This is a genomic window from Proteus vulgaris (genome assembly GCF_016647575.1).
GTDB classification, from domain to species: domain Bacteria; phylum Pseudomonadota; class Gammaproteobacteria; order Enterobacterales; family Enterobacteriaceae; genus Proteus; species Proteus mirabilis_B.
Genome location: NZ_CP032663.1, coordinates 2294434 through 2317368, shown reverse-complemented (window position 1 = coordinate 2317368; position 22935 = coordinate 2294434). Strand labels below are relative to the sequence as shown.

Annotated in this window: 20 protein-coding genes and 5 tRNA genes; 20 read left to right on the top strand and 5 right to left on the bottom strand. The window is 35.3% G+C overall.

Annotated features, from left to right (window positions below; all coding sequences use genetic code 11):
* Positions 1 to 309: 309 nt before the first annotated feature.
* The 4 genes from D7029_RS10800 to D7029_RS10785 all read left to right on the top strand — a co-directional run bounded on the left by D7029_RS10800 (position 310) and on the right by D7029_RS10785 (position 3357).
* Positions 310 to 717 carry a DUF4878 domain-containing protein gene (locus tag D7029_RS10800; RefSeq protein WP_194950665.1) on the top strand — a complete coding sequence of 136 codons (408 nt, stop codon included), beginning with the start codon at positions 310 to 312 and terminating at the stop codon, positions 715 to 717.
* On the top strand, positions 696 to 1271 hold the full coding sequence (locus D7029_RS10795; protein ID WP_228766667.1) for a YiiX/YebB-like N1pC/P60 family cysteine hydrolase: 576 nt from the start codon (positions 696 to 698) through the stop codon (positions 1269 to 1271). The genes D7029_RS10800 and D7029_RS10795 overlap by 22 nt, the downstream gene beginning before the upstream one ends.
* 248 nt (positions 1272 to 1519) lie before the next feature.
* Positions 1520 to 2224: an RNA ligase family protein gene (locus D7029_RS10790; protein WP_194950664.1), complete on the top strand. Its 705-nt coding sequence runs from the start codon at positions 1520 to 1522 to the stop codon at positions 2222 to 2224.
* A complete protein-coding gene (locus D7029_RS10785; RefSeq protein ID WP_194950663.1) occupies positions 2221 to 3357 on the top strand; it encodes an AAA family ATPase in 1137 nt (378 codons plus the stop codon). Before D7029_RS10790 ends, D7029_RS10785 begins: the two co-directional genes overlap by 4 nt.
* A 132-nt stretch (positions 3358 to 3489) precedes the next feature.
* Here the strand turns inward: D7029_RS10785 and D7029_RS10780 are convergent, their stop codons facing one another.
* Positions 3490 to 3981 carry a DUF4822 domain-containing protein gene (locus tag D7029_RS10780; RefSeq protein ID WP_194950662.1) on the bottom strand — a complete coding sequence of 164 codons (492 nt, stop codon included), beginning with the start codon at positions 3979 to 3981 and terminating at the stop codon, positions 3490 to 3492.
* Positions 3982 to 4939: 958 nt separating this feature from the next.
* Here D7029_RS10780 and D7029_RS10775 point away from each other — a divergent pair.
* From D7029_RS10775 to D7029_RS10760, 4 genes are all read left to right on the top strand, one after another.
* Positions 4940 to 6160: a PfkB family carbohydrate kinase gene (locus tag D7029_RS10775; RefSeq protein WP_194950661.1), complete on the top strand. Its 1221-nt coding sequence runs from the start codon at positions 4940 to 4942 to the stop codon at positions 6158 to 6160.
* Positions 6161 to 6187: 27 nt separating this feature from the next.
* Complete coding sequence (locus tag D7029_RS10770; RefSeq protein ID WP_109393946.1) at positions 6188 to 6925, top strand: glutamine amidotransferase; 738 nt, start codon at positions 6188 to 6190, stop codon at positions 6923 to 6925.
* 130 nt (positions 6926 to 7055) lie between these two features.
* Positions 7056 to 8012, top strand: a complete 957-nt coding sequence (locus D7029_RS10765; RefSeq protein WP_075674018.1) for a DMT family transporter — start codon at positions 7056 to 7058, stop codon at positions 8010 to 8012.
* 10 nt (positions 8013 to 8022) lie between these two features.
* Positions 8023 to 9054, top strand: a complete 1032-nt coding sequence (locus tag D7029_RS10760; RefSeq protein WP_194950660.1) for a methylphosphonate esterase — start codon at positions 8023 to 8025, stop codon at positions 9052 to 9054.
* A 110-nt stretch (positions 9055 to 9164) separates the two neighbouring features.
* Here the strand turns inward: D7029_RS10760 and glpX are convergent, their stop codons facing one another.
* Entirely contained in the window at positions 9165 to 10145 is a 981-nt protein-coding gene (glpX, locus tag D7029_RS10755) for a class II fructose-bisphosphatase (RefSeq protein ID WP_075674020.1), read from the bottom strand.
* A gap of 206 nt (positions 10146 to 10351) precedes the next feature.
* Here glpX and D7029_RS10750 point away from each other — a divergent pair, with 206 nt between their 5' ends.
* From D7029_RS10750 to D7029_RS10705, 10 genes are all read left to right on the top strand, one after another.
* Positions 10352 to 13426 carry a DUF2339 domain-containing protein gene (locus D7029_RS10750; protein WP_194950659.1) on the top strand — a complete coding sequence of 1025 codons (3075 nt, stop codon included), beginning with the start codon at positions 10352 to 10354 and terminating at the stop codon, positions 13424 to 13426.
* A 96-nt stretch (positions 13427 to 13522) separates the two neighbouring features.
* Positions 13523 to 13927 (top strand): GFA family protein, encoded by a 405-nt coding sequence (locus D7029_RS10745; RefSeq protein WP_088495338.1) that lies wholly within the window; start codon positions 13523 to 13525, stop codon positions 13925 to 13927.
* A gap of 214 nt (positions 13928 to 14141) precedes the next feature.
* Complete coding sequence (locus D7029_RS10740) at positions 14142 to 14801, top strand: LuxR C-terminal-related transcriptional regulator (RefSeq protein ID WP_194950658.1); 660 nt, start codon at positions 14142 to 14144, stop codon at positions 14799 to 14801.
* The gene (gene uvrC / locus D7029_RS10735; protein WP_088495340.1) at positions 14785 to 16617 is read left to right on the top strand and encodes an excinuclease ABC subunit UvrC; all 1833 of its coding nucleotides are present in this window, start codon (positions 14785 to 14787) and stop codon (positions 16615 to 16617) included. The genes D7029_RS10740 and uvrC overlap by 17 nt, the downstream gene beginning before the upstream one ends.
* A gap of 55 nt (positions 16618 to 16672) precedes the next feature.
* Positions 16673 to 17221, top strand: a complete 549-nt coding sequence (pgsA, locus tag D7029_RS10730; protein WP_075674025.1) for a CDP-diacylglycerol--glycerol-3-phosphate 3-phosphatidyltransferase — start codon at positions 16673 to 16675, stop codon at positions 17219 to 17221.
* Between the two features lie 141 nt (positions 17222 to 17362).
* Positions 17363 to 17438 (top strand) — tRNA-Gly (locus D7029_RS10725).
* A gap of 25 nt (positions 17439 to 17463) precedes the next feature.
* Positions 17464 to 17537: transfer RNA gene (locus D7029_RS10720), tRNA-Cys, on the top strand.
* Between the two features lie 5 nt (positions 17538 to 17542).
* Positions 17543 to 17629, top strand: a tRNA-Leu gene (locus D7029_RS10715).
* Positions 17630 to 17759: 130 nt separating this feature from the next.
* A tRNA-Leu gene (locus D7029_RS10710) sits at positions 17760 to 17846 on the top strand.
* Positions 17847 to 18013: 167 nt separating this feature from the next.
* A tRNA-Leu gene (locus D7029_RS10705) sits at positions 18014 to 18100 on the top strand.
* A gap of 59 nt (positions 18101 to 18159) precedes the next feature.
* On the opposite strand, the gene D7029_RS10700 is transcribed toward D7029_RS10705, so the two are convergent.
* The 3 genes from D7029_RS10700 to D7029_RS10690 all read right to left on the bottom strand — a co-directional run bounded on the left by D7029_RS10700 (position 18160) and on the right by D7029_RS10690 (position 21001).
* Positions 18160 to 19329, bottom strand: coding sequence for an iron-containing alcohol dehydrogenase (locus tag D7029_RS10700; RefSeq protein ID WP_194950657.1), 1170 nt, complete (start codon positions 19327 to 19329; stop codon positions 18160 to 18162).
* A 228-nt stretch (positions 19330 to 19557) separates the two neighbouring features.
* Positions 19558 to 20469: an AraC family transcriptional regulator gene (locus tag D7029_RS10695; RefSeq protein WP_194950656.1), complete on the bottom strand. Its 912-nt coding sequence runs from the start codon at positions 20467 to 20469 to the stop codon at positions 19558 to 19560.
* 166 nt (positions 20470 to 20635) lie between these two features.
* Positions 20636 to 21001, bottom strand: a complete 366-nt coding sequence (locus D7029_RS10690; protein WP_088495343.1) for a DUF305 domain-containing protein — start codon at positions 20999 to 21001, stop codon at positions 20636 to 20638.
* A 286-nt stretch (positions 21002 to 21287) separates the two neighbouring features.
* On the opposite strand from D7029_RS10690, the gene D7029_RS10685 reads away from it, so the two are divergent.
* The gene (locus D7029_RS10685; protein ID WP_228766666.1) at positions 21288 to 22073 is read left to right on the top strand and encodes a class I SAM-dependent methyltransferase; all 786 of its coding nucleotides are present in this window, start codon (positions 21288 to 21290) and stop codon (positions 22071 to 22073) included.
* A gap of 212 nt (positions 22074 to 22285) precedes the next feature.
* The gene (locus D7029_RS10680; RefSeq protein ID WP_194950655.1) at positions 22286 to 22705 is read left to right on the top strand and encodes a hypothetical protein; all 420 of its coding nucleotides are present in this window, start codon (positions 22286 to 22288) and stop codon (positions 22703 to 22705) included.
* Positions 22706 to 22935: the final 230 nt, after the last annotated feature.

The following is a 22935-nucleotide window of genomic DNA, read 5'->3' as shown; positions in this document are numbered from 1 at the left end:
AAGGGTAAAAAATAAATTATTTTCATTGTGTAACTAGTAAGGATCTTGTGATAATTAGAGTTACTCTTTTTATGATACGTTGCAAAACTAATTAAACATCATTTAATCTCTACCTGTAAATAACGAGTGATATAAAAATATGCCGAAATTTATTTTTATCACGTATAATTTATCGATAGGAAAGGCTAAGTTAGCTCTCTTTATTGAATTAATTTTAAATAATGTATTTGCTATCTTATATTTTAATATAGGAAATATTTTATATAAGATTTTTTTGGTCAAAATAACTTTTTATGGTGATGGTGAATTATGTTAAAGAAAATTGTGGGTTCTCTGTTTTTAATATTTACAGTTATGGCATTATCAGCTTGTGGTGATAAAACAGATGATCCAGGGCAAGCTGCTGTTGCATTTGTCGAAGCAATTGCAGAAGGAAATGGGGATAAAGCTGTAGCATTAATCCATTTGGGTGAAATGGAAAAAGATCCAAGAGTTGAGCAATTTAATAGCAAATTTAAAATGATTGTTGCGGAAACAGGGAAACAAGTTAAAGAGCAAGGCGGTTTAAGCAAGGTAGAAATTGTTAGCGTTGAATATAGCGAAGATAAAAAGAGCGCAATTGTGACATTAAAAACAGTCTTAAAAGATGGTGTTGAAAAAACAAAAGCACAAGAAATGATTAATGTAGATGGTAAATGGAAAGTTGCCTTCAAGTGATTGTTCGCACATTTAATATTGTAGCTTTATTCTTAGCGGGTGCATTTTATGCACTCGCTTTGCCTCATGACTTAAAAAATGGTGATTTAGTTTTTCGTGATGGGGATGAAGTTATTAGTGAGATAATTAAACAAGTCGATAAAAGCGGGTTTAGCCACGTAGGTATGCTGTGGATCTCTGATAATGGTATTCAAGTGATCCATTCTACACCCAGTGAACATAGTAATATAAAAGATGGTGTTACTGTGGATAGTCTTGAATTTTTCATTAGTCGAGCAAAGCCTAATTCAGTTCGCTTTTACCAAGTGAAAGGAAGTGAAGAAGCAAGAAAGATTGCGGTGCAAACTGCATTAGAACGAGTAGGTGAAAATTTTAGTATTCAACCGGGGCAAGGTGTTTATTGCACTGAACTAGTTGCTACTGCATGGTTAAAAGCAGGGGTTTCTATTTCTACTGGTACTCGAAAATTAGATATGCCATTTATTTCAGATAACCCACTTATTTTTCCTGAAAATCTGATTAATTCTGAAAATATTATCCAATATCCCCAGTAACACTTATTTTTGTCATCTTTTAATAAGTTTTAACCAAAAAAATAAATAACATTAATTTTCTAGCTCTTTGGAAAACTTACAGGTAGTATCTGTCTAAATTTATTTTCCTCTCTCTTTTGATTATTTAGGTCGTTGTTATGTAATACGCATTGAGGCACTGAAGGATATAGTGCAAATACAGAAAAATTAACTTACCGAATTTCTTTTTAAATTTGGTAGACCTTCTGTTACTTAATGAGTATTAAATAATGAATAATCAATCACAAAAATATGATAGAACCTATCACTATCCTTTTTCACCAGGCACAACAAATGACGATCGTATCAATGCGCAATGGTGGCGGGATATTTGCCAAATAAAACAACTTATCCATACAGAAAAACTGGATGGAGAAAATAATTGCCTAAATAAAATGGGAGTTTTTGCTCGCTCGCATGCAACCCCGACTCAATCAGCGTGGACATCTCAACTGCGTCAACGTTGGCAAATGATGAAAAACGATTTGGGTGAGTTAGATATTTTCGGTGAAAATCTATATGCCATTCATTCTATTGAATATGCACACTTAGAAGAATATTTCTATGTGTTTGCGGTTCGTTATAAAGATAAATGGCTAAGTTGGGAAGAAGTGCAGTTTTATGCTTCTCTCTTTGATCTGCCAACGGTGCCAGAAATTAAGCTGCCGGAATGTCAGGATAAAACTGATTTTGAAAATATGATTGTTTCACAAGCCAAGCAGGCAAGTTTTTTTCAATCGCAAGATGTTTTAACGCAAAAACCAAGCCCAATGGAAGGCATTGTTACACGAGATGCTCAGTCGTTTTCTTTAGATGATTTTTCACATCGTGTTTTTAAATATGTTAGAAAAGATCATGTTAAAACAGATGTTCATTGGAAAAAAAATTGGCGACGAGCCCCTTTAATTTGGGAAAAAACACAGGAGTCTCAATGATGCTTCATAAGAAATTACACACTGAAATGTCATGGGAACACCTTTGTGAACTGTATGATGAAATTAGTGATATGGTAGGTGTTATGCAAGATCCTATTCATCATGCAGAAGGTGATGTGGCAATACATACACAAAGAGTAATCAATTCAGTTAAATCATTGCCAGAATATAAAACGTTAACTGAAAGAGAACAGCAAATTTTATGGATCTCGGCACTTCTTCATGATGTGGAAAAACGTTCTACAACACGAGAAGAAGAGGGGAGAATTGTCTCACCGGGTCATGCTCGTAAAGGTGAATTAACGACACGTCTTTTTCTATATGAAAAAGTACCTTTGAGTTTTGCCGATAGAGAGCAGATCGCGGCTTTAGTTCGCTTTCATGGATTACCGCTGTGGGTGATGGATAAACCTGATCCTAAAAAAGCACTGCTTGCTGCATCATTAAGAGTAGATTGCTATTTACTGGCATTATTGGCTAAAGCTGATGTTTTAGGGCGAGATTGTGAAGATGAGCAGGCTCTTTTTGATAAAATTGCGTTATTTACGCTTTATTGTGAAGAGCTAAATTGCTGGCGTAGAGCTGCGCCATTTCCTTCAGATGATGCTCGTTTTCACTATTTTTATACAGAAAATAGTACTGATTGCAATTATGAGCCTTATCCTGAAAAAGGAAGTGAAGTTACGGTGTTATGTGGATTACCGGGTATGGGAAAAGATACCTTTATTCGCCAACATTGTGCAGATATTCCGATTGTGAGTTTAGATGATCTCCGTCGCCAGCATAATATTAAACCTGATAATAGGGATGCTAATGGTTGGATAGCACAGCAAGCAAAAGAGCAAGCCCGTATTTATTTACGAGAGCATAAACCTTTTGTTTGGAATGCCACCAATATTACGCGAAAAATGCGAGATCAACTTATCTCTTTGTTTTATCGTTATAATGCAAAAGTCACCTTGGTTTATATTGAAGTTCCTTATGCACAATGGCTGAGGCAAAATAATGCAAGAAATGAAGCTGTGCCGGCTAAAGTAATGGAACGTATGTTGAGTAAATTGGAAGTACCTACACCAGAAGAAGCGCATAAAGTGATTTATTGGATTGAAGGGCAATCTCAGAGCATACTTTAATTATCTGACGGAAGTTGGTGAAATGATAAGTCAGTTATAAAAATAAAGTGAGGGTTACTTATCTTTATAAGTAACCCTTTTTATTTGTTTATTGAGTAGGGCTAATTTGCAGGTAAAAACAACGTGTTAAATTTACTTTTTAACGTGATGAATAATATCGAAATAGGTATTACGATCATCAGCATTTGGATAAATACGATAGGTATACTCGTCATTTTTAACTGTGATATTTTCTACATCTCGGGTGAATAGTGTTTTACCTTCAGTATCTTTGGCAACTAAGGTACGTAATTTACCATCATCTGACATTGACCAGTCGCCCTGCATTTTTTGTTTACCTTCTGGTGTAAACATAATAAATGTGCCATTCGGGTAGTATTCAGCAATGCCAAAATAATTGCTTACTTGTGTATTATCTGAACTTATTTTATTACCTTTTTCATCGACCGCATCTGTAGTTACCCAGACTTTTTCTATCATGATTTTCTCATAGTCATTCAGCTCTTTTTGAGCCTGAATAACGCTTTGAGCTTGAATATTGGTAGATGATGTTGAACTCTCTGCGGCAAAAAGAGAAAAGCTAGCGCTTAATAATGAGATTGCGATAAGTGATTTTATTTTCATTGATATATCCTTATTTTTCGTTGTGTTTTTTGTCAGGAGTTTATGTTGTGTCTGACGATATGAATAAACTTAAATATAAAATAGGCAAAGTGCGAGGAAAGAAGTATGTCTAAATGTTTCTGATGAAAAGACTTTCTGACAAAAATAAAAGGTTTAAAATATCGATATATTTATTTTTATTGAAGTTATTATCTGCGTTTATTCTTATTCTAGATGTAATTACTGTGAATGAAGTGGTTAAAAAAACAAATCATATTTATAGATAGTATAGAAAATAGATAAAAACCATTCTTGATTTACAATATGAACTCAAAGATTGACTTACAGATGAACTAAATAGACAAAGTTGATGGTATTTTTATCTAACTAAATGTTACTTGGATCACAAAAATGAAAGATGAAAACTGAGCGTGTTTTAAGCATTGCTTTTGCATTACTTAAGTAATTTGCGTTATTTTGTAAAGGGGTATCGTTTTCCTTGGTATTTAATGATTAGAATTTCTTTATTGTAAATATGGGCTAAAAATTAAAGATGATAAAAATAATTAATGCATTGCTCGATTCAATTAGATTGTATTTTATTTAAGCATTATTACGGTTATTTTACAGAAATATAAAATGTTTTTTTTGTAATGTCTTATTTATAAAAGTAAATTTTATTCTTGCATGTAAAATTTTAATATTATTCTCTTTGGATAGCTAAAAACTAATATTAAATTTATTTATACTAAATAAGTTAACGTTACGTTATTTAATGATTCTATTTTTTATAAAAAAAGAATAAGCCTCAAATTTATTTATTAAATAATCTTACGATTATCATTGTTTATTTCTGTTTATTTTTGTTTTTTATTTTTGTATTTCTGCTTTTTTTTGCTTTTAATAAATAACATATGATTGTAATCACAATCCCATAACAACTAATAAACTAAAGTTGTTGCCATAGAGGTAACATTAAATGAAAGCAGAACGTCATAAGAAAATAATTAATCTGATCAAGGGTAATGGTGCAGTAAAAGTTTCTGTTTTGGCTAAAGAACTTGATGTTACCAAAGAAACAATACGATCAGATTTAAATACACTAGCAGAAAAAGGAATTATAAAAAGATGCCATGGTGGCGCTTTTATAGAATTTGAAACATTAGACAAAGTAGCTAAGAAAGAAATTATACAATTTTTGGAATGTAATGATCAAATTGATAAAAACGATTTAGCAAACAAGACAGCAATAAATAAGGTGTGCGTACTGGGTTCATTTAATGTTGATATGATTAGCTATCTTCCTAGATTGCCAGAAGCCGGGGAATCCTTATTATCGAATAAATTTATCTTCTCACCGGGAGGTAAAGGCTGTAACCAAGCACTGGCTGCGAGTTATGCCGATGCGCAGGTCCATTTTATTACTAAGATAGGCACTGATCAATTTAGTGATTATGCAGTTAATTTTATATCGTCATCAAGAATAAAAACATCAACGATATATCAAACTGAAAATTACCAAACAGGAACAGCTTCTATTTTTGTTTCGGAAGAGAGTGGGGAGAATATTATTTCTATTTACTCTGGTTCTAATATGGATATTTCTGCTGATGAAGTAAAAATACAGAAAGATAAAATTATTGATGCAGATATCATTTTACTACAATTAGAAACGAATATTGAAGCATTAAAAGAAATTATTGCTATTGGAAACGAGAATAATATTCCTATTATTCTTAATCCAGCACCGTATAACAAAATAGTTAATGAATTACTTCCAATGATAGATGTATTAACACCTAATGAAACGGAAGCAAGTTTATTATCTGGAATAGAAGTGCTCGATTTAGAATCTGCAAAAAATGCTGCAGTTTCTATTTATCAACAAGGCGTAAATAAGGTGGTTATTACGCTAGGTAGTAAAGGTTCGTTAGCTTATGACGGATATAAGTATATTTACTCGCCGGCATATCCGGCAGTGGTAAAAAATACAGCAGGGGCAGGTGATGCTTTTAATGGTGCGCTCGCTGCCTCGTTGGCAAAAGGAAAGCAGTTTTCTTATGCGTTACGCTATGCATCAGCTTTTTCATCATTAGCTGTTGAGACGAGTAATGCTTCAGAAATGCCTGAAGATATTAATGTCATACATCGCATCAATCAAACAACATATTCACAGATTGTCACCCAATCCCCTGAATAAATAATCTTTTTTGAAAGAGGAATAAAAATGAAAATCTTATTTATTGGTGAGTCATGGCACATTCATATGATCCACTCTAAAGGCTACGATAGTTTCACTTCCAGCAAATATGAAGAAGGTTCAACGTTCTTATTAAGTTGCTTAAGAGAAAAGGGTGTTGAAGTTGATTATATGCCTGCTCATACCGTTCAGGTTGCATTCCCACAAACAGCCGAAGCATTGGCTAAATACGATGTCATTGTTATTAGTGACATTGGTGCAAATACGTTCCTTCTGCAAAACGATACTTTCTATAACATGAAAGTTATTCCTAACGCACTAGGGTTAATTAAAGAGTTTGTAGTGAATGGCGGTGGCTTATTAATGATTGGTGGTTACCTGTCATTTATGGGTATTGAAGCTAAAGCAAACTACAAAAACACATTACTTGCAGAAGTTCTGCCTGTCGAAATGCTGGATGGTGACGATCGTGTTGAAGCGCCTGAAGGTGTATTTGCAAGTGCAGTGAATGCTCAGCATGCATCAGTAAAAGGTTTTGGTGAATGGCCAATGTTCCTTGGCTATAACAAAGTTTCAGCTAAAGAGAATACAGAGACTGTATTAAATATTGGTGAAGATCCATTACTGGTATTTGGTCAGTTCGAAAAAGGAAAAACAGGCTGCTTTATGAGTGACTGTTCTCCTCACTGGGGTAGCAAAGAGTTTTTAGCATGGCCTCATTATGCCGATATGTGGGTCAACATTCTTAAACAAATCGCCCGTTAATTTGAATTAAGAATAACTGTCATAAAAAGTAAAAAAGCGCAGAGTTGCCGCTCTGCGCTAATAAAAAACCGATTACTTGAAAAATAAAAAAAGAAATCACTCATAGCCAATAATCCAAAAGGAACATCTTATGAGTACAAAAAATTTATCAACACCATTGCTGATGTTAGCAACTGTGTTAGCAGGTATGCTATCACCAATGCAGTCTGCGGTGAATGGGCAGTTAGGGCATGTTTTAAAAGATGGTAACGCCAGCGCAGTTATCTCTTTTGCTAGTGGTTTAGTGGTGATGTTTTTTATCATCATGTCGAAAAAACAGTATCGCCAGCAATTTGCTTCAATTCCAAGTTTAATTAAAACGCGCAAAATTCCATTATGGAACTGGTTTGCGGGTCTTTGTGGTGCAATGGTTGTTTTCTCTGAAGGGGCTTCTGCGAGCGCATTAGGGATTGCAACATTCCAAACAGCATTAATCTCAGCACTCTTATTATCAGGTCTATTATGTGACCGCTTTGGTGTTGGCGTAGATGAGAAAAAATACTTCACGCCATATCGTGTATTAGGTGCAGTGTTAGCCGTTGTTGCAACTTTATTTGTGGTTTCTCCACAATGGCACTCAACCTCATTTATTTATTTAGCAATCTTACCTTTCCTTGCAGGTTTATTAGCCGGTTGGCAGCCAGCAGGTAACTCTAAAGTTGCAGAAGCAACAGGTTCTATGATGGTGTCTATCACTTGGAACTTTATCGTTGGCTTCACCGTTTTAACCATTGCTCTTATTGTTCGTATGGCATTAGGTCATATCACTCTTGAATTACCAGGTACTTGGTGGATGTATTTAGGCGGTCCTTTAGGACTCATGTCTATCGCATTAATGGCTATTTTAGTTCGTGGTTTAGGCTTACTGATGTTAGGTGTTGCTTCAACAGCGGGTCAATTATTAGGTTCTGTATTAATTGACTTATTATTACCTTCATTAGGCAATACTGTTTATTTAGTGACAATCATCGGTACATTATTTGCGCTAGTAGGTGCGATTGTAACCACAATCCCTGAATTCAGAGCCACTAAGTCAGCAAAAGCGTAGGAGTATCGTAATGAAAGGTTATATTCAAACCGTAACTGGCCCCGTGAAAAAAGAAGATATGGGGTTAACATTGCCCCATGAACACCTCTTTAATGATCTCTCTGGTGTTGTTGATGAACCTTTTTATGAATTCTCGCATGTGTTAGTTGATAAAAAAGTGAGTGCAGATATTCAGTGGGGACTTAAATACGATCCATATTGCTGTTGCGATAATATGGATAAAAAACCAATCGAAGATGTTATTTTTGAATTAAATAACTTCAAAGAGTTAGGTGGAAGAACAATTGTTGATGCAACTGGCTCTTCATCTATTGGACGTGATATTAGAAAACTAAGACAAGTTGCAGAAATAACAGGTATTAACGTTGTAGCTTCTTCCGGGCTTTATATTGAGAAGTTTGAAGGGGAGCGACTGGCTGATGATATTGATGCAATGGCAAAAATCATTGATGATGAATTAAATGTAGGTATCGATGGCACTGATATTCGTGCAGGTATGATTGGTGAAATTGGTGTTTCTCCCTTCTTTACAGATGGCGAGAAAAATAGCTTAAGAGCGGCTGCTATTGCACAAAATAGTAATCCTCATGCATCGATGAATATTCATATGCCGGGTTGGCAACGTCGTGGTGATGAAGTTTTAGATATTCTATTAACTGAAATGGGATGCAATCCCGCTAAGATTTCATTGGCACACTCTGATCCATCAGGTAAAGATTTTGATTATCAATGCAAAATGCTAGATCGTGGTGTTTGGCTTGAGTTCGATATGATTGGTCTTGATATCTCTTTTCCTAAAGAAGGGGCAGCACCAAGTGTTATGGATACCGTAGAAGCTGTCGCAACCTTAATTGAAAGAGGCTATGGTAGCCAAATCGTATTAAGCCATGATGTGTTTTTAAAACAGATGTGGGCAAAAAATGGAGGTAATGGCTGGGGCTTTGTTCCTAATGTATTCCTTTCATTATTGGCTCAACGTGGCATTGATAAATCTATTATCAAGAAATTATGTGTTGAGAATCCAGCCAATTTATTGGCTTAAATCTGAAGTGAATAAATAACAATAAATATACCCCTTGAAATAAATTTAGCGGCACTTTAATCGAGTGCCGCTTTTTTTATGTCTCAAGGAAAGAAAGACAAATTGAGGTATTAACGTAAATGGTAATTCTCAATATAACGTAATGAATGTGTTGAACCATTAATTACTAAAGAGTGTGTTTGTAGGTATTGGGTTTGTTGATTAACACCCGATAAGAAATCACCGGCAGTAATTGCGGTTGCTGCAAACATAACATCTTGGTTACGTACTAATGTGTCTAGTGATAGTTTGATATTTACATCAGTACCCATTTTATGACAACGAGCAATTTCAGAAATGGCATATTCTCTATTTTCTGCACTATTTCCTTTGGCAATATCACGAGTAATTAAGCGTGCTTGCATATCTCCGCCCAATGCCTTAGCAATAGCGGCACTAATAACACCTTCAGGTGCTCCACCAATACCGTACATAACATCAATACTGTTATTAGGCATTGTGGCATATAAAGAGGCTAAAACATCACCGTCAGGAAGTGTAATAACATTAATGCCTTTAGCGCGTAGATCTTTAATAATATCGTGGTGACGCGGTTTATCTAAAATAGCGAGCGTTAATTGCTCAATAGATTTATTTAATGTTTGTGCAATAGCATCAAGGTTATATTCGAGACAATGGTTAAGGTCAATCACACCCGCAGCTTGCTTCCCAACAATTAATTTTTCCATATACATATCGGGAGCTTGTAAAAAACTACCCTCAAAGCCAGCGGCTAAAATTGCTAGGGAATTATTTTCGCCCGTTGCTACCATACGAGTACCGTCAATTGGGTCAACTGCGATTTCTATTTTATCACCTTTCCCATTACCGACTTTCTCACCAATATAGAGCATAGGTGCTTCATCTATTTCACCTTCACCAATGACAATTTCACCATTGATATTTAGGCTATTTAAACGTTCACGCATGGCACTGACTGCTGCATCGTCTGCTGCGTTCTTATTTTGTTTTCCAATCCAAGGCATTGCTGCAATAGCTGCGGCTTCTGTGACAGAAGCGATAGCATTAGTTAGTTCGTCATTTAATTTCATATTATGAGTGTGTTTTGCGATATAAATGGAAGATTAAGATAGGTTATCGATCATACCTTTTTTTCGAAATTATGTGCTAGGTTTAAATCAAGAGTTCTCGAAATAGGTTATTTAGGAATAAACTAAGATAAATCTGTGAAAATTAAAGTATAACTAAGGTTAAGAGATCAAAATCATGTGATGCTTAATGCAAAAGGATTAGGTTTATGGACGACTTTTTGGCGCTCATTGTTACAATATTTGTCGTAGTATCTTTGTATTGGCAATACCACGCTTATACAAATAGCAACTCATTGTTGCATCGAATTAAACAGCTTGAAGAAAAGTTTACTGAGCAACAAGAGAAATTATTTAAGTTATTAAATAAAGACAAAACTGTGGATATTCGCACAGAGCTTGACGCTCAGGAAAGCGAAGTTAAGGATTTATCTCGTGATATAAAAAGAGAGCCTCAACCAACAGTTTCAGCCGCTTCAACTTATCAACCCAAAACGGTTGCCCCTAAAACAGTTGAACCTATTAATACAACAGAACATGTGCAAAATAAGGTGCAGAATAAAGAAACGCCTGTATATCAACATGCACAAACATCACAAGAAACGACATTTAATAAAGTTTCTCCTAAAGAAGAAAATCCAGTTACTCAATCTTCTATGGTTAATGATATTAACCTTGAAAACAAACAACCTAATAAGCCAGAAATATCAACAGTCCCTACACCTAAAGAGCCTGAGTCTTATCAACCTAAGGTAGCAACAAGCCGTTTTGCTCGTCATTATCAAAAAGAGGCGAAGCAAACATATACTGAATCAACATCAGAGTCGCTTGTGGAGAATAACGCGAATGTGGTAAGTGCTAGCCTTACGGGATCTGAAACAGGTCATTTAGGAAATGCCACACCTCAAGTAAATAGACCTGCATCGCAATATAGACCTAATTTAAATCCTCGACCAAAACGTCAACAAAAATCGATTTTGGGGCTTATTTGGAATTGGGTAGTAACAGGAAATCCGCTGGCAAAAATAGGGATGTTATTGCTCTTTTTTGGCCTGTCTTATTTACTTAAATACAGTATTGAGAATGAGCTTGTCTCAGCGTCAACACGTTTAATGATGGCTGGAATAGGGTGTTTTGCCTTATTAGGTATTGGCTGGTGGCTTAGAAAGAAAAACCTGATATATGCATTAATTTTACAAGGTGGCGGTATTGGTGGGCTTTATATTACTATTTTTGCTGCGACTAAAATTTATGACTTTATTCCTATTGGCATCGCTCTCGCTATTATGGTGTTTATCTGCTTGGTCAGTGTGAGTTTGGCGGTTATTCATCGAGCTATTAGTTTAGCGGTATTAGCTTCATTAGGTGGTTATTTAGCACCTGTTCTATTGTCTACGGGCAGTGGCAATTATATTGCATTGTTTAGCTATTATCTTATTCTTTCAATTGGTATTCTTATTATCAGCCATTGGCAAGTTTGGCGTTTATTAAATCTTATTGGTTTTGCTTTTACTTTTGGTATTGGTTTTATATGGGCAATACCAAATTACACTCATGTCGATTATTTACCTTGCCAGCTATTTTTAATTGCAAATTGGTTGATTTTTGGTGTCGCAACAGAACTTTCAACATTAAAAAATAAACTGAAACTTAATATTCCTTTTGATGCCACATTACTATTTGGTACGCCGTTAATTGGTTTTATCTTCCAACATCGATTAGCCTCAGAATGGCCATATGGTGTTGCTATTGCTTCATCACTTTATGGATTAGCTTATTTTGCACTAAGTTGGTTTGCACTTAAACGTTATCGCGAAGAGGGTAAATTGCTGGCAATTGCCTTCTTTATGCTCTCTGTCACCTTTGCCACTTTAGCCGTACCATTTGCATTCTCTGCTGAATGGACATCAATTGTATGGGCAATTGAAGGGGTAATGATCCTTGCATTTTCTGTTTTACAGCAACAAAAGAAACCTGCTATTGCGGGGACTATTTTAGTTGCGGTTTCCTTTGTTCTATCATTTAACATGCCTGTTATTTTGTTAGGCGATTGGCTAATGATTGTAACACAAGTGATTGTTGTATTTGCCGTCACAGTACTGTGGTATCGAGCTAAATTTACTAATATTGATAGTCAAACTATTGGATATGTAACACTATTTATCTCGGTTGTAAGTTGGGGATATAGCGTTTTACTTTTACAAGAATATGGCGAGTATTGGCTCTACCCAGAGGTAAAATCCATTACCTTTGCATTTATTCTTATTAGCTGTTGGGGCATGTTCTTTGCGGGTAAGAAAACCCAATTTTCTGAGTTGGCAAGTTGCTCTATTTTATTATGGCCGATGTCAGCACTTATTATGTTGGTGTACATCTATCTTGCAGGTTCGCTAATTGATAATTGGTTCAGTGCAATTATCTGGGTTGCAATTTTTGCGAGTGGTTTCTATTTGCTTAAAGCAAATACGTTATTGCCGAAGCAAAGGATCAAAAAAGCATTGATCCATGGTATGCATCTTGTCTTTATTGGTATTTTCTTATTAACTGAAATTATTTGGTTAATGGATGTTACGTATCTTTATGTGAGCTTACATTTTGCTAGCGTCATTTTTGCTATAAGTTTATTTATCGCAATAAGCTATATGCTAGCAATGAGAGTTAATTGGATTAAAGAGTATCAAAATACCTATTGGCTAGTTACTTCACCTGTTTTAGGCTTACTGGCACTTTCTTTAATCTTTGCAAACTTTAATAACGGTACTGAAAGTGGAATTAAATTTATTCCATTATTTAATTTGATGGATCTAATGGGTGTTATTGGAGTATGGGTTGGCTATAAATTTATTTCAGTAATAAAACAGTCACCTAAGTATCAAGCATTATTACAAAATAACTTACCTCTATTAAATTACATTATTCCCGCAATGATTTTTTGGTGGGCAAACGGTATTTTATTAAGAGGGTTAGTCTTTGCAACAGATATTGATTGGTCGAGTTATGCAATCATTAATTCCAAAGTGATCCAAACAGTATTAGCCATTATTTGGGCGATTACAGCATTAGTGACTATGGTAATGGCGACACGTCAGAAATCACGCTCACAATGGTTTATTGGTGGTGTACTGTTGGCTGTGGTTATTGCTAAACTCTTTCTAATTGATACATCATTAAGTAGTGGATTGCTAAGAGCATTGGCCTTTATTGGAGTTGCAATACTGATTTTATTAATCGGGTATTTCTCACCATTACCACCGAAAAAACAAACTAACAATACAAGTGTGTAAGTAATATTTTAGTTTACTATGTGTTTATTTTAGTAATTAAATCATGCATATAATCTTAAATGGTTAGTGCATGATTTAACGAAAAGGAGAACCATAATGCATCAAGGTCAATGTTTATGCGGTAAAGTTAAACTATCAACAGCACAAGATATATCTGCGCTCAGTGTTTGTCATTGCAGTATGTGTTTGCGTTGGAATGGTGGTCCAGGTTTTTCAATTGATTGCAAATCAGATTTGAAGATTGAAGGCGAAGAAAATATAACACGCTATGATTCATCTTTATGGGGAGAACGGGCATTTTGTAAGCATTGTGGTTCTCATCTTTTTTACCATCTAAAAGAAACCAATACTTACTATGTATCAGCAGGATTATTCCCTGATGCAAAAGAAAGCAAACTAACAATGCAAATTTATATAGATAGTAAACCTCCTTATTATAATTTTGTAGAAAAAACACCAATGCTAACAGAACAAGATATTATGAATATGTTCAATAAATAATATTTTATTTATTGGTTTTTTGTATTTTTAAATTTTAAAAGACTCTTTTATATATGAGTCTTTTTTTATAAATGGATTTTATTAAATAAATATTAATTAATGCTAAGAAAGAGGTAGGTTGCTGTTTTTTATTATAGTATGATGTTTTCTTTAGAATTTATGATAAGTTACCTAATGTTTTTTTGTTATGTCTTGATTTAAAAGGAGCGTGTTATTGATAAATACATTGATAATAAGTCAAGTTGAAATATTTAGCTTGGGAATAAAAACACTTCTTAGTCAGATTAAAAAAATCAATGTCCGAAAGGTGATGAATGATGAAAGTGATGCATTTCGTTATTGTCGACAATTTTCGGTTAATCTTATTATTATTTATTCAGTACCATCACTCTCATTAATTGATTCTATAAAAAGAATAAAGCGATCATCTTTATCAATTAAAATCATTGTTATTTCACCAAAAATAGACTCTATATTATCAATAACACTTCTTCAATTGGGTATTGAAGGTTTTATTGTTATTGATACTTCTTGTGAAAATATTCTACAAGCTATCCGACAAGTTTGTATCGGTCAACGGTATATAAGCCAAGAGTTAGCGATGGAAATCGCACTAACAAAATTACAGCAAGAATTAAATCCGTTACATCACCTTTCAGAAAGAGAATTGCAGATTATGTCGATGATCATTAGAGGAAAAAAAATCTCACAAATCGCAAGTGAGCTGAATATTAATACAAAAACGGTAAATAGCTATCGTTACCGAATGTTTAGTAAACTTAAAATCTCAGGTGATGTAGAATTAACACATATAGCAATACGCTATGGGTTAATTGAGATAGAGAGTCATTTACAAAGTGGAAGACAAATTTGACGCCAAAGCATTCTTAAGCCGAGTCACTGATAAACCGGGTGTTTATCGGATGTACGATGCGACAGACACAGTAATCTATGTTGGCAAAGCTAAAGATCTGAAAAAAAGGCTTTCAAGCTATTTCCGTACACAAGTAAATAGCCGTAAGACTGAAGCTTTAGTGAAGTGCATCGCAAATATTGATGTCACGATCACCCATACAGAAACGGAAGCTTTATTGCTTGAACATAGCTACATCCAACGTTATCAACCTCGCTATAATGTGTTGTTACGCGATGATAAATCCTATCCTTATATTTATTTAAGTGGTGATAAACACCCTAGACTTGCTAGTTACCGTGGTGCAAAACATGCCAAAGGGGAATATTTTGGACCTTTCCCTAACTCTTTTGCAGTAAGAGAAACATTGGCATTAATGCAAAAATTGTTTCCTATTCGTCAATGCGAAGATAGTGTTTATCGCAATCGTTCAAGACCTTGTTTGCAATATCAAATTGGCCGTTGTCTTGCACCTTGTGTAAAAGGCTACGTTTCTGATGAAGAATATGCCCAACAAGTTAATTATGTGCGACTTTTCCTTTCAGGTGATGATACGCAAGTTATTGACGGATTGGTTAAACGTATGGAAGAAGCCAGCCAAGAATTACGTTTTGAAGAGGCCGCTCGCATTCGTGATCAAATCCAAGCCGTAAGACAAGTGACCGAAAAACAATTTGTCGCCAATATTGGTGATGATCTTGATGTGATCAGTGTTGCTTTTAATGGTGCTATTGCTTGTGTTTATGTCCTCTTTTTCCGTCAAGGTAAAGTGTTAGGAAGTCGGAGTTATTTTCCTAAAGTCCCTGCAAATACCTCAATCGATGAAGTTGTTCAAACTTTTATTGGTCAGTTTTATTTACAAGGTAGTGCAATTCGAACTTTACCGACTGAAATCTTGCTCGATTTTGATTTAGAAGATAAAGCCATTCTTTCTGAGTCTATTTCTTCAATAGCGGGGCGAAAAATTCAAATTCAAACAAAACCGCGCGGTGATAGAGCTCGTTATTTAAAATTGGCGAGAACAAACGCAGCAACAGCATTGGCTTCAAAACAAGTCGAGCAATCGACAATTTCACAACGTTATACCTCGTTGATGTCTCTTCTTGATATGAAAGAGATAAAACGAATGGAATGTTTTGATATTAGTCACACTATGGGAGAGCAAACTGTGGCTTCATGTGTAGTATTTGACATGAACGGCCCATTAAAATCTGAATATAGGCGCTATAATATCAGTGGTATTACTCCTGGTGATGATTATGCGGCGATGAATCAAGTGCTCACTCGACGTTATGGTAAATCATTAGAAGAGACTAAGGTTCCAGATATTATCTTTATCGATGGTGGTAAAGGGCAATTAGCACAAGCAATAGAGGTATTTGATTCTCTTGATGTTGATTGGGACAAATCACACCCGAAATTAATAGGTGTCGCAAAAGGGAGTGATCGTAAAGCAGGGCTTGAAACCTTGTTTTTTGTGCCTGAAGGTGAAGGGATGGCATTACCTTCTGATTCACCTGCGTTGCATTTGATCCAACATATTCGTGACGAATCGCATCGTCATGCAATAACAGGGCACCGTCAACGTAGAGCAAAAGTTAAAAATACCAGCTCGTTAGAGTCTATTGAAGGTGTAGGGCCTAAGCGCCGTCAAATGTTGTTGAAATATATGGGAGGGCTACAAGCTTTGCGAGACGCAAGTGTTGAAGAAATTGCGAAAGTCCCCACAATTTCGACTGCATTAGCAGAAAAAATTTTTAATGCGTTGAAACACTAAGTGTATTGATGCACCATATTAATAACTCTCACTTTTCTAGGTCGTGTAGAACGCTATGCAACTAAATATCCCAACTTGGCTAACTCTATTTCGTGTCGCACTAATCCCATTCTTTGTTTTGGTGTTTTATTTACCATTCAAAGATGCTCCATTAGTCTGCGCTATTATTTTTATGGTAGCAGCTGCAACTGACTGGTTTGATGGTTTTTTAGCTCGTAGATGGAAACAAACTACTCGCTTCGGGGCTTTTCTTGACCCAGTAGCAGATAAAGTAATGGTTGCAACAGCACTTGTTTTAATTACTGAATACTATCATGAGTGGTGGATAACCTTACCCGCAGCAACCATGATTGCTCGTGAAATTATCATCTCTTCACTAAGAGAATGGATGGCTGAATTAGGAAAGCGTAATAGTGTTGCAGTTTCTTGGATAGGAAAAGTGAAGACGACCGCACAAATGGGATCGCTGGTTGTGTTATTATGGCGTCCTACTGTTGAAGCAGAGTGGTTTGGATTCGCTTTATTATATATCGCAACAGTGCTGACTTTCTGGTCAATGTTTCAATATTTGAGCGCTGCGTGGTCAGATTTGCGCGAAGGTTGATCGAAATGACTGAAAATTCACCGAACAGTCAAAAAGATGCAAATATAGTGTTGACTAGATTCAGGAAATCAGTAGAATGCAACGCATCGAAAGGCACAACGGTTTACGGAAATAAATAAGTAAATCAGCAGGTTCGGTAAAGCGGGAATAGCTCAGTTGGTAGAGCACAACCTTGCCAAGGTTGGGGTCGCGAGTTCGAGTCTCGTTTCCCGCTCCAATCTCTAATGAGATTGAGCAGTTGAGGCGCGTTGGCAGAGTGGTCATGCAGCGGATTGCAAATCCGTGTACCTCGGTTCGATTCCGGGACGCGCCTCCATTAATGCCCAGGTGGTGAAATCGGTAGACACAAGGGATTTAAAATCCCTCGGCTGTAAGGCTGTGCGGGTTCAAGTCCCGCCCTGGGCACCATCTCTTTTAGGTAAAGAGTTTGGTGCAAAAAAGAAAGTCCATTGTAAATGGCATTGGGAAGTAAGTAATAAGTCGTCCATACCAGTATCTCTCTTAGTAATAAGAATTTACGGGCGCACCACAGAATTTAGCCCAGGTGGTGAAATCGGTAGACACAAGGGATTTAAAATCCCTCGGCTGTAAGGCTGTGCGGGTTCAAGTCCCGCCCTGGGCACCATATAAATACGGACCTTAACTTAGGTCCGTTTTTTCTTCCACTAGCAACCAAGTTGGTGAGAGAAGAGTAAAAAACTAAAGTTAGCTTAGAAGTAAATGCTTTAAATTTATTTGTTATCTATCTTGTTTGATAAATGGATGTTAAGCGTAACAAGTAAATACAATTTAGCCCAGGTGGTGAAATCGGTAGACACAAGGGATTTAAAATCCCTCGGCTGTAAGGCTGTGCGGGTTCAAGTCCCGCCCTGGGCACCATATAAAGAAGCGGACCTCATTGAGGTCCGTTTTTTTATCTACTTAATACTAGAATGGTATTAAAAACATGCTTCCAAAATATCGAGCACATCTTTAGTTGTTATCTTTTTATAGCCTCTACCAATAATTGTGGTTGATTGTGCAATCTCAGGAAGCATCTCTCTTGTTGCACCTAAGTCTTCTAATGAAGTCACAATACCGGACTCTTTTGTGAAATGTTCCAGTGCATCAATACCTTCAAGTGCAATTTGATCTTGTGTTTTACCTTCAGTGGAAATTCCCCATACTTGAGTGGCAAAGCGTACAAATTTCTCGATACCAAATTTATAGATAAAACGATAATAAGGTAGAGAAATTGCAGCAAGTCCCATTCCATGAGCACAGTCTGTATAAGCTCCTAATTGATGCTCAATCATGTGAACTTGCCAATCTTGCGTTTTTGATAATCCTGTGAGGGTATTTAATGCAAGTGTTGCATTCCACATAAGATTACTTCTTGCTTCGTAATCACTTGGATTTTTAAGTGCAACACGTAAATTATCAATCGAAGATTTTAATAAACTTTCAATTAAATAATCCGTTGTATTTGCACCTTGATCAGAAAAGTATTGCTCCATCAAATGAGACATCGTGTCAAAAACACCACTCACCATCTGATATTGAGAAACTGTAAAGGTATATTCTGGATTTAAAATTGAAAATTTAGGGGATATATTGGCAGGAAAAACACGCCCAATTTTATATTTAGTCTCTTCATGGGTAATGACTGAGCCACCATTCATTTCAGAGCCTGTGCCTACCATGGTAAGAATTGATGCGACAGGAACAATTTTATTTGTCACATCTTGATATTCAACCCAGTATTTTTGAAAAGGATCTTCATTTTCACAATAAGCAGAAACAGAGATGCCTTTTGCACAATCAATAACAGAGCCACCACCGACCGCTAATATTAAGCTGACATTATGTTCACGTACTAATTGAGCACCTTCCATCATTTTCGCATAGGTTGGATTGGGCATAACGCCAGATAACTCAACTACCTTTTTTCCTGCATGTTTAAGTATTGCCATGACTTCGTCATAAAGGCCATTAGATTTGATAGCGTTACGGCCATACATCAGCATGATGGTTTCGCCATAATGTGATAATTCATCATTTAATTTAGCAAGAGAGTTCTTACCAAAATGAATGGTGGTTGGATTATAGTAAGAGAAATCGAGTTGCATTTTGAGATCCTATTGCCAGATTAAAGATTATCTAATTGAAGTCGATTGTATTTTTTAACTTCAAATAAGATAGGAATGGATTATTTGTTGAGGAGAATGCTATCGCTTTCCCATTTAGAAATGAATGTCTGATCTTCTTAGTCTCTTGCCTATTTTTCCAAAAAACTAAAATGATGATTGTGAATAATATAAGTTAGATAAGAGAGAGAATAAGAGAGTTTATAACGGTTAAATACGATCTGTTTCTTTAAGCATCTTAATATCGGTTGCTGGTGGAGCCCCGAATAATCGGCTATATTCACGACTAAATTGAGAAGGGCTTTCATAACCAACTCGGAAAGTGGTTGTCATTGCTCCTAAATTTTCAGTTAACATCAATCGACGGGCTTCACTGAGTCGTAATTTTTTTTGGAATTGAAGTGGAGTCATTGATGTCATCGTTTTAAAATGAGTATAAAAAGCAGATTTACTCATTCCTGAACATGAAGCCAATTCATTGATGTTTAATGGTTTTATATAATTACTTTTTAGCCAATCAATGGCTTTAGCTATTTGATGACTATGGCTACCCGCAGTAACGATTTGATTCAAACGTTCACCTTGTTCTGTAATCAGTAGACGATAGAAAATTTCACGTTTGATCCCTGGAGCAAGGATTTTAATGCTATCAGGTTCATCAAGAAGAGTGAGCAAGCGAATAAATGCATTGACTAAAGGCTCTGATAATTCACCGATTGCAATGCCTTTTTGGGCATTTGAATCTGGATTAAATGTTAATTCACTATCAACGATGAGTTGGGATATTTCTTGCAGATCTAACTCCATAACTAGCCCTAAAAACGGTTTCTCGTTGCTGGCTTTCATAATATTTGCCATAACAGGGAGTTCTATTGAAGAAATTAAAAAATGGTTGGCATCGTAAATAAAGCTCTCTTCTCCTAAGATCACTCTTTTTTCACCTTGGGCAATTAAACAGATCCCCGATTTGTGAGTATGGCTGGTAATTGGTGTAGGAGATGTCCAGTGTGTTAGCGTTAATCCCGGAATTTGAGTTTCAAATTGATTAGTATCGTGAGTCCATTTTTCAATCTGCATGGCGAGTTTTTGAGTTAATAACGCCATGTTTTCTAATTTATTCATATGGACTCCATACGGGATAAAGTGATTAATGTTGTGGTAATTGTAAAATTATAATGTATGAGATGAAGATTAGAAAATTATTTGATTTATCTTTAATAAGAATTTGGAAGGGAAAAATTAAAAATGAGGTAGGCTGTGCCTAATAAATCACAGCCTTATAAATTTATTATTTATTGGTTCTATTTTTTTCTAACCATTTTTGCATTTGTTCTATTTCAGGGCCTTGCGCATCAATAATAGCTTGAGCTAGTTTACGCATTTCAGGATCAGTACCATATTTCAACTCAATTTTAGCCATATCAATAGCGCCTAAATGGTGGGCAATCATGCCATCAGCAAAAGCAACATCTGCATTATCAGTGTTCATTCCTTTTGCCATATCAGCATGCATTTTATTCATAGATTCATTGAGCTCTTTTTGCATAGGAGAGCTATTGTGTGATGCATCCATATTCATATGTGTATTGTTTGCCATTGCACCAAAAGAGATAGCGCTCATTAAAATAACAGCAGCAGGTAAAATCTTTTTCATAACAGTTTCCTTGGATTTATCGTGAAATTGTTATCACTCTAAAGATTCCCCCTAGGGGAAGGTCAATGTTGTTATTCAAAGTTTAATGTTCTTTACCTTTAATGACGTAATTACAGAATAGCTTTTTAACCTATTTTGTTTCAATTGGTTATATACCAATATCTAATTTTATACCTCTTTGTATGCTCGGAATTTCTTTATAAAAAAAGAAAATTAATGATAACTATTCCCATTAAATCTATTTTACTATAAAGTTGTATTAATAATGCAACTTAAAGGTGGCTATATGGATAATCAAACTACAACGCAATCTATGTCTCAAGGATCGTCAAAAGCAGGGCATACCTTCTTAGCGAGTTTAGGGAAAACACGTTTAAGACCGGGCGGCGTAGAGGCATCTGATTGGTTAATTAATAATGCACAGTTTACATCCTCAAGCCATGTTCTTGAGATTGCTTGCAATATGGCGACAACATCAATCGAGATTGCCAAGAAATACGGTTGTCATATTATTGCTATCGATATGGATGATAATGCTTTGTCTCACGCGCAAAAAAATGTTGATAATGCACAGTTATCACATTTGATCCAATTAACAAAAGCAAATGCATTATCTTTACCTTTTCCTGATAATACTTTTGATATTGTTATAAATGAAGCAATGTTGACAATGTATGCAGATAAAGCCAAAGCAAAGTTAGTAAAAGAGTATTACCGTGTTTTAAAACCCGGTGGTTTGTTATTAACTCACGATATTATGAAAAAAAATGATGATGTTAATAGAGATAAATTAATCGGTGTAGTGAAATCAAATGTAGCACCCATGTTTAAGCAAGAGTGGCATGACTTATTTATTAATATTGGTTTTTCAGAAGTAAAAATAAAATCGGGTAACATGAGTTTAATGTCACCTGTTGGTTTAATTCGTGATGAAGGCTTATTTAGAACCGCAAAGATAATTAAGAATGGATTGGTAAATAAGCAAAACAGACCACGATTCTTATCAATGTTCCATTTTTTTAGAGAGAATCGACATGTGTTAAATTATATTGCATGTTGCTCTAAAAAATAATTTAATCAAGAAAAATTTATGTATTATTTAATGGCACCTAAGTAGAACTAGGTGCTTATTTTTTTATAAATAAGAATAAATAGAACTGTATACCACCGTAATAAAATGTAAAAAATAAAAAGAATCGTAATCCAGATTGAACCTGATTTATTTTAACTATATATATTAAAAAGAAATATTAAAACAGATGTGATTTATATGTGGGGTTTAATATGAAACAGATACTTATTATTGCAGGAGGGATATTATCGCTAACTATTATGCTGGCTATTCTTGCCGCTATTTTAATAGTGTCTGTCGTTAAAGATAATACTGCTGAGTTTTGGAATGAAAGTCGCGAAGTGATTGAAAGTTCGTCATCAACAGTACGTGAAACCCTTTCTAGCGTAGAAGCAAAACGCGATACGCTTATGGCTATTTATCAATCTAAAGATAACAATGGAAGTTGTCAGCAGTTAGCTGAAAAGCTAAATAATGTTGAAAAAGCACTTTCTAATGGAAATTTAATATTACCACGACCTGCAAAAGAACAAATTTCAACTATTAAAAATGCTTTTGATGGTTCAACATCACCCACGAAAAACATTGCTTGCGAGCAGGCACTTCAAGTTATTAATGACTTGAGTCAGTAATCTTAAGATTTTTTCTATTTTCATTTATCTTTTGTCCAACAGTAAGATTATTTCCAGCTATTAAATTAATATCTCTTAACTTAATTCAATGAATCTACAATATATTTCTCTTGAAAAGAGTATATTCTTATTCTTCAACATAAAGTAGTGATAGGTCATTTATATCTACAATCTCTCTATTGGAAGATTATGTTAACGTTAAAAAGAAGTTGCCAAGGGGATTTAAAATC

Excerpts from the sequence above, each read along its gene's own strand:
- D7029_RS10745 (WP_088495338.1), top strand. The coding sequence starts at position 13,523 with ATGCATCAAGGTCAATGTTTATGCGGTAAAGTTAAACTATCAACAGCA.
- D7029_RS10700 (WP_194950657.1), bottom strand. The coding sequence starts at position 19,329 with ATGCAACTCGATTTCTCTTACTATAATCCAACCACCATTCATTTTGGT.
- D7029_RS10770 (WP_109393946.1), top strand. The coding sequence starts at position 6,188 with ATGAAAATCTTATTTATTGGTGAGTCATGGCACATTCATATGATCCAC.
- D7029_RS10680 (WP_194950655.1), top strand. The coding sequence starts at position 22,286 with ATGAAACAGATACTTATTATTGCAGGAGGGATATTATCGCTAACTATT.
- D7029_RS10785 (WP_194950663.1), top strand. The coding sequence starts at position 2,221 with ATGATGCTTCATAAGAAATTACACACTGAAATGTCATGGGAACACCTT.
- D7029_RS10795 (WP_228766667.1), top strand. The coding sequence starts at position 696 with ATGGAAAGTTGCCTTCAAGTGATTGTTCGCACATTTAATATTGTAGCT.
- D7029_RS10800 (WP_194950665.1), top strand. The coding sequence starts at position 310 with ATGTTAAAGAAAATTGTGGGTTCTCTGTTTTTAATATTTACAGTTATG.
- D7029_RS10780 (WP_194950662.1), bottom strand. The coding sequence starts at position 3,981 with ATGAAAATAAAATCACTTATCGCAATCTCATTATTAAGCGCTAGCTTT.
- D7029_RS10790 (WP_194950664.1), top strand. The coding sequence starts at position 1,520 with ATGAATAATCAATCACAAAAATATGATAGAACCTATCACTATCCTTTT.
- D7029_RS10765 (WP_075674018.1), top strand. The coding sequence starts at position 7,056 with ATGAGTACAAAAAATTTATCAACACCATTGCTGATGTTAGCAACTGTG.
- D7029_RS10695 (WP_194950656.1), bottom strand. The coding sequence starts at position 20,469 with ATGAATAAATTAGAAAACATGGCGTTATTAACTCAAAAACTCGCCATG.
- D7029_RS10760 (WP_194950660.1), top strand. The coding sequence starts at position 8,023 with ATGAAAGGTTATATTCAAACCGTAACTGGCCCCGTGAAAAAAGAAGAT.
- glpX (WP_075674020.1), bottom strand. The coding sequence starts at position 10,145 with ATGAAATTAAATGACGAACTAACTAATGCTATCGCTTCTGTCACAGAA.
- D7029_RS10775 (WP_194950661.1), top strand. The coding sequence starts at position 4,940 with ATGAAAGCAGAACGTCATAAGAAAATAATTAATCTGATCAAGGGTAAT.
- pgsA (WP_075674025.1), top strand. The coding sequence starts at position 16,673 with ATGCAACTAAATATCCCAACTTGGCTAACTCTATTTCGTGTCGCACTA.
- D7029_RS10690 (WP_088495343.1), bottom strand. The coding sequence starts at position 21,001 with ATGAAAAAGATTTTACCTGCTGCTGTTATTTTAATGAGCGCTATCTCT.
- D7029_RS10685 (WP_228766666.1), top strand. The coding sequence starts at position 21,288 with ATGGATAATCAAACTACAACGCAATCTATGTCTCAAGGATCGTCAAAA.
- D7029_RS10750 (WP_194950659.1), top strand. The coding sequence starts at position 10,352 with ATGGACGACTTTTTGGCGCTCATTGTTACAATATTTGTCGTAGTATCT.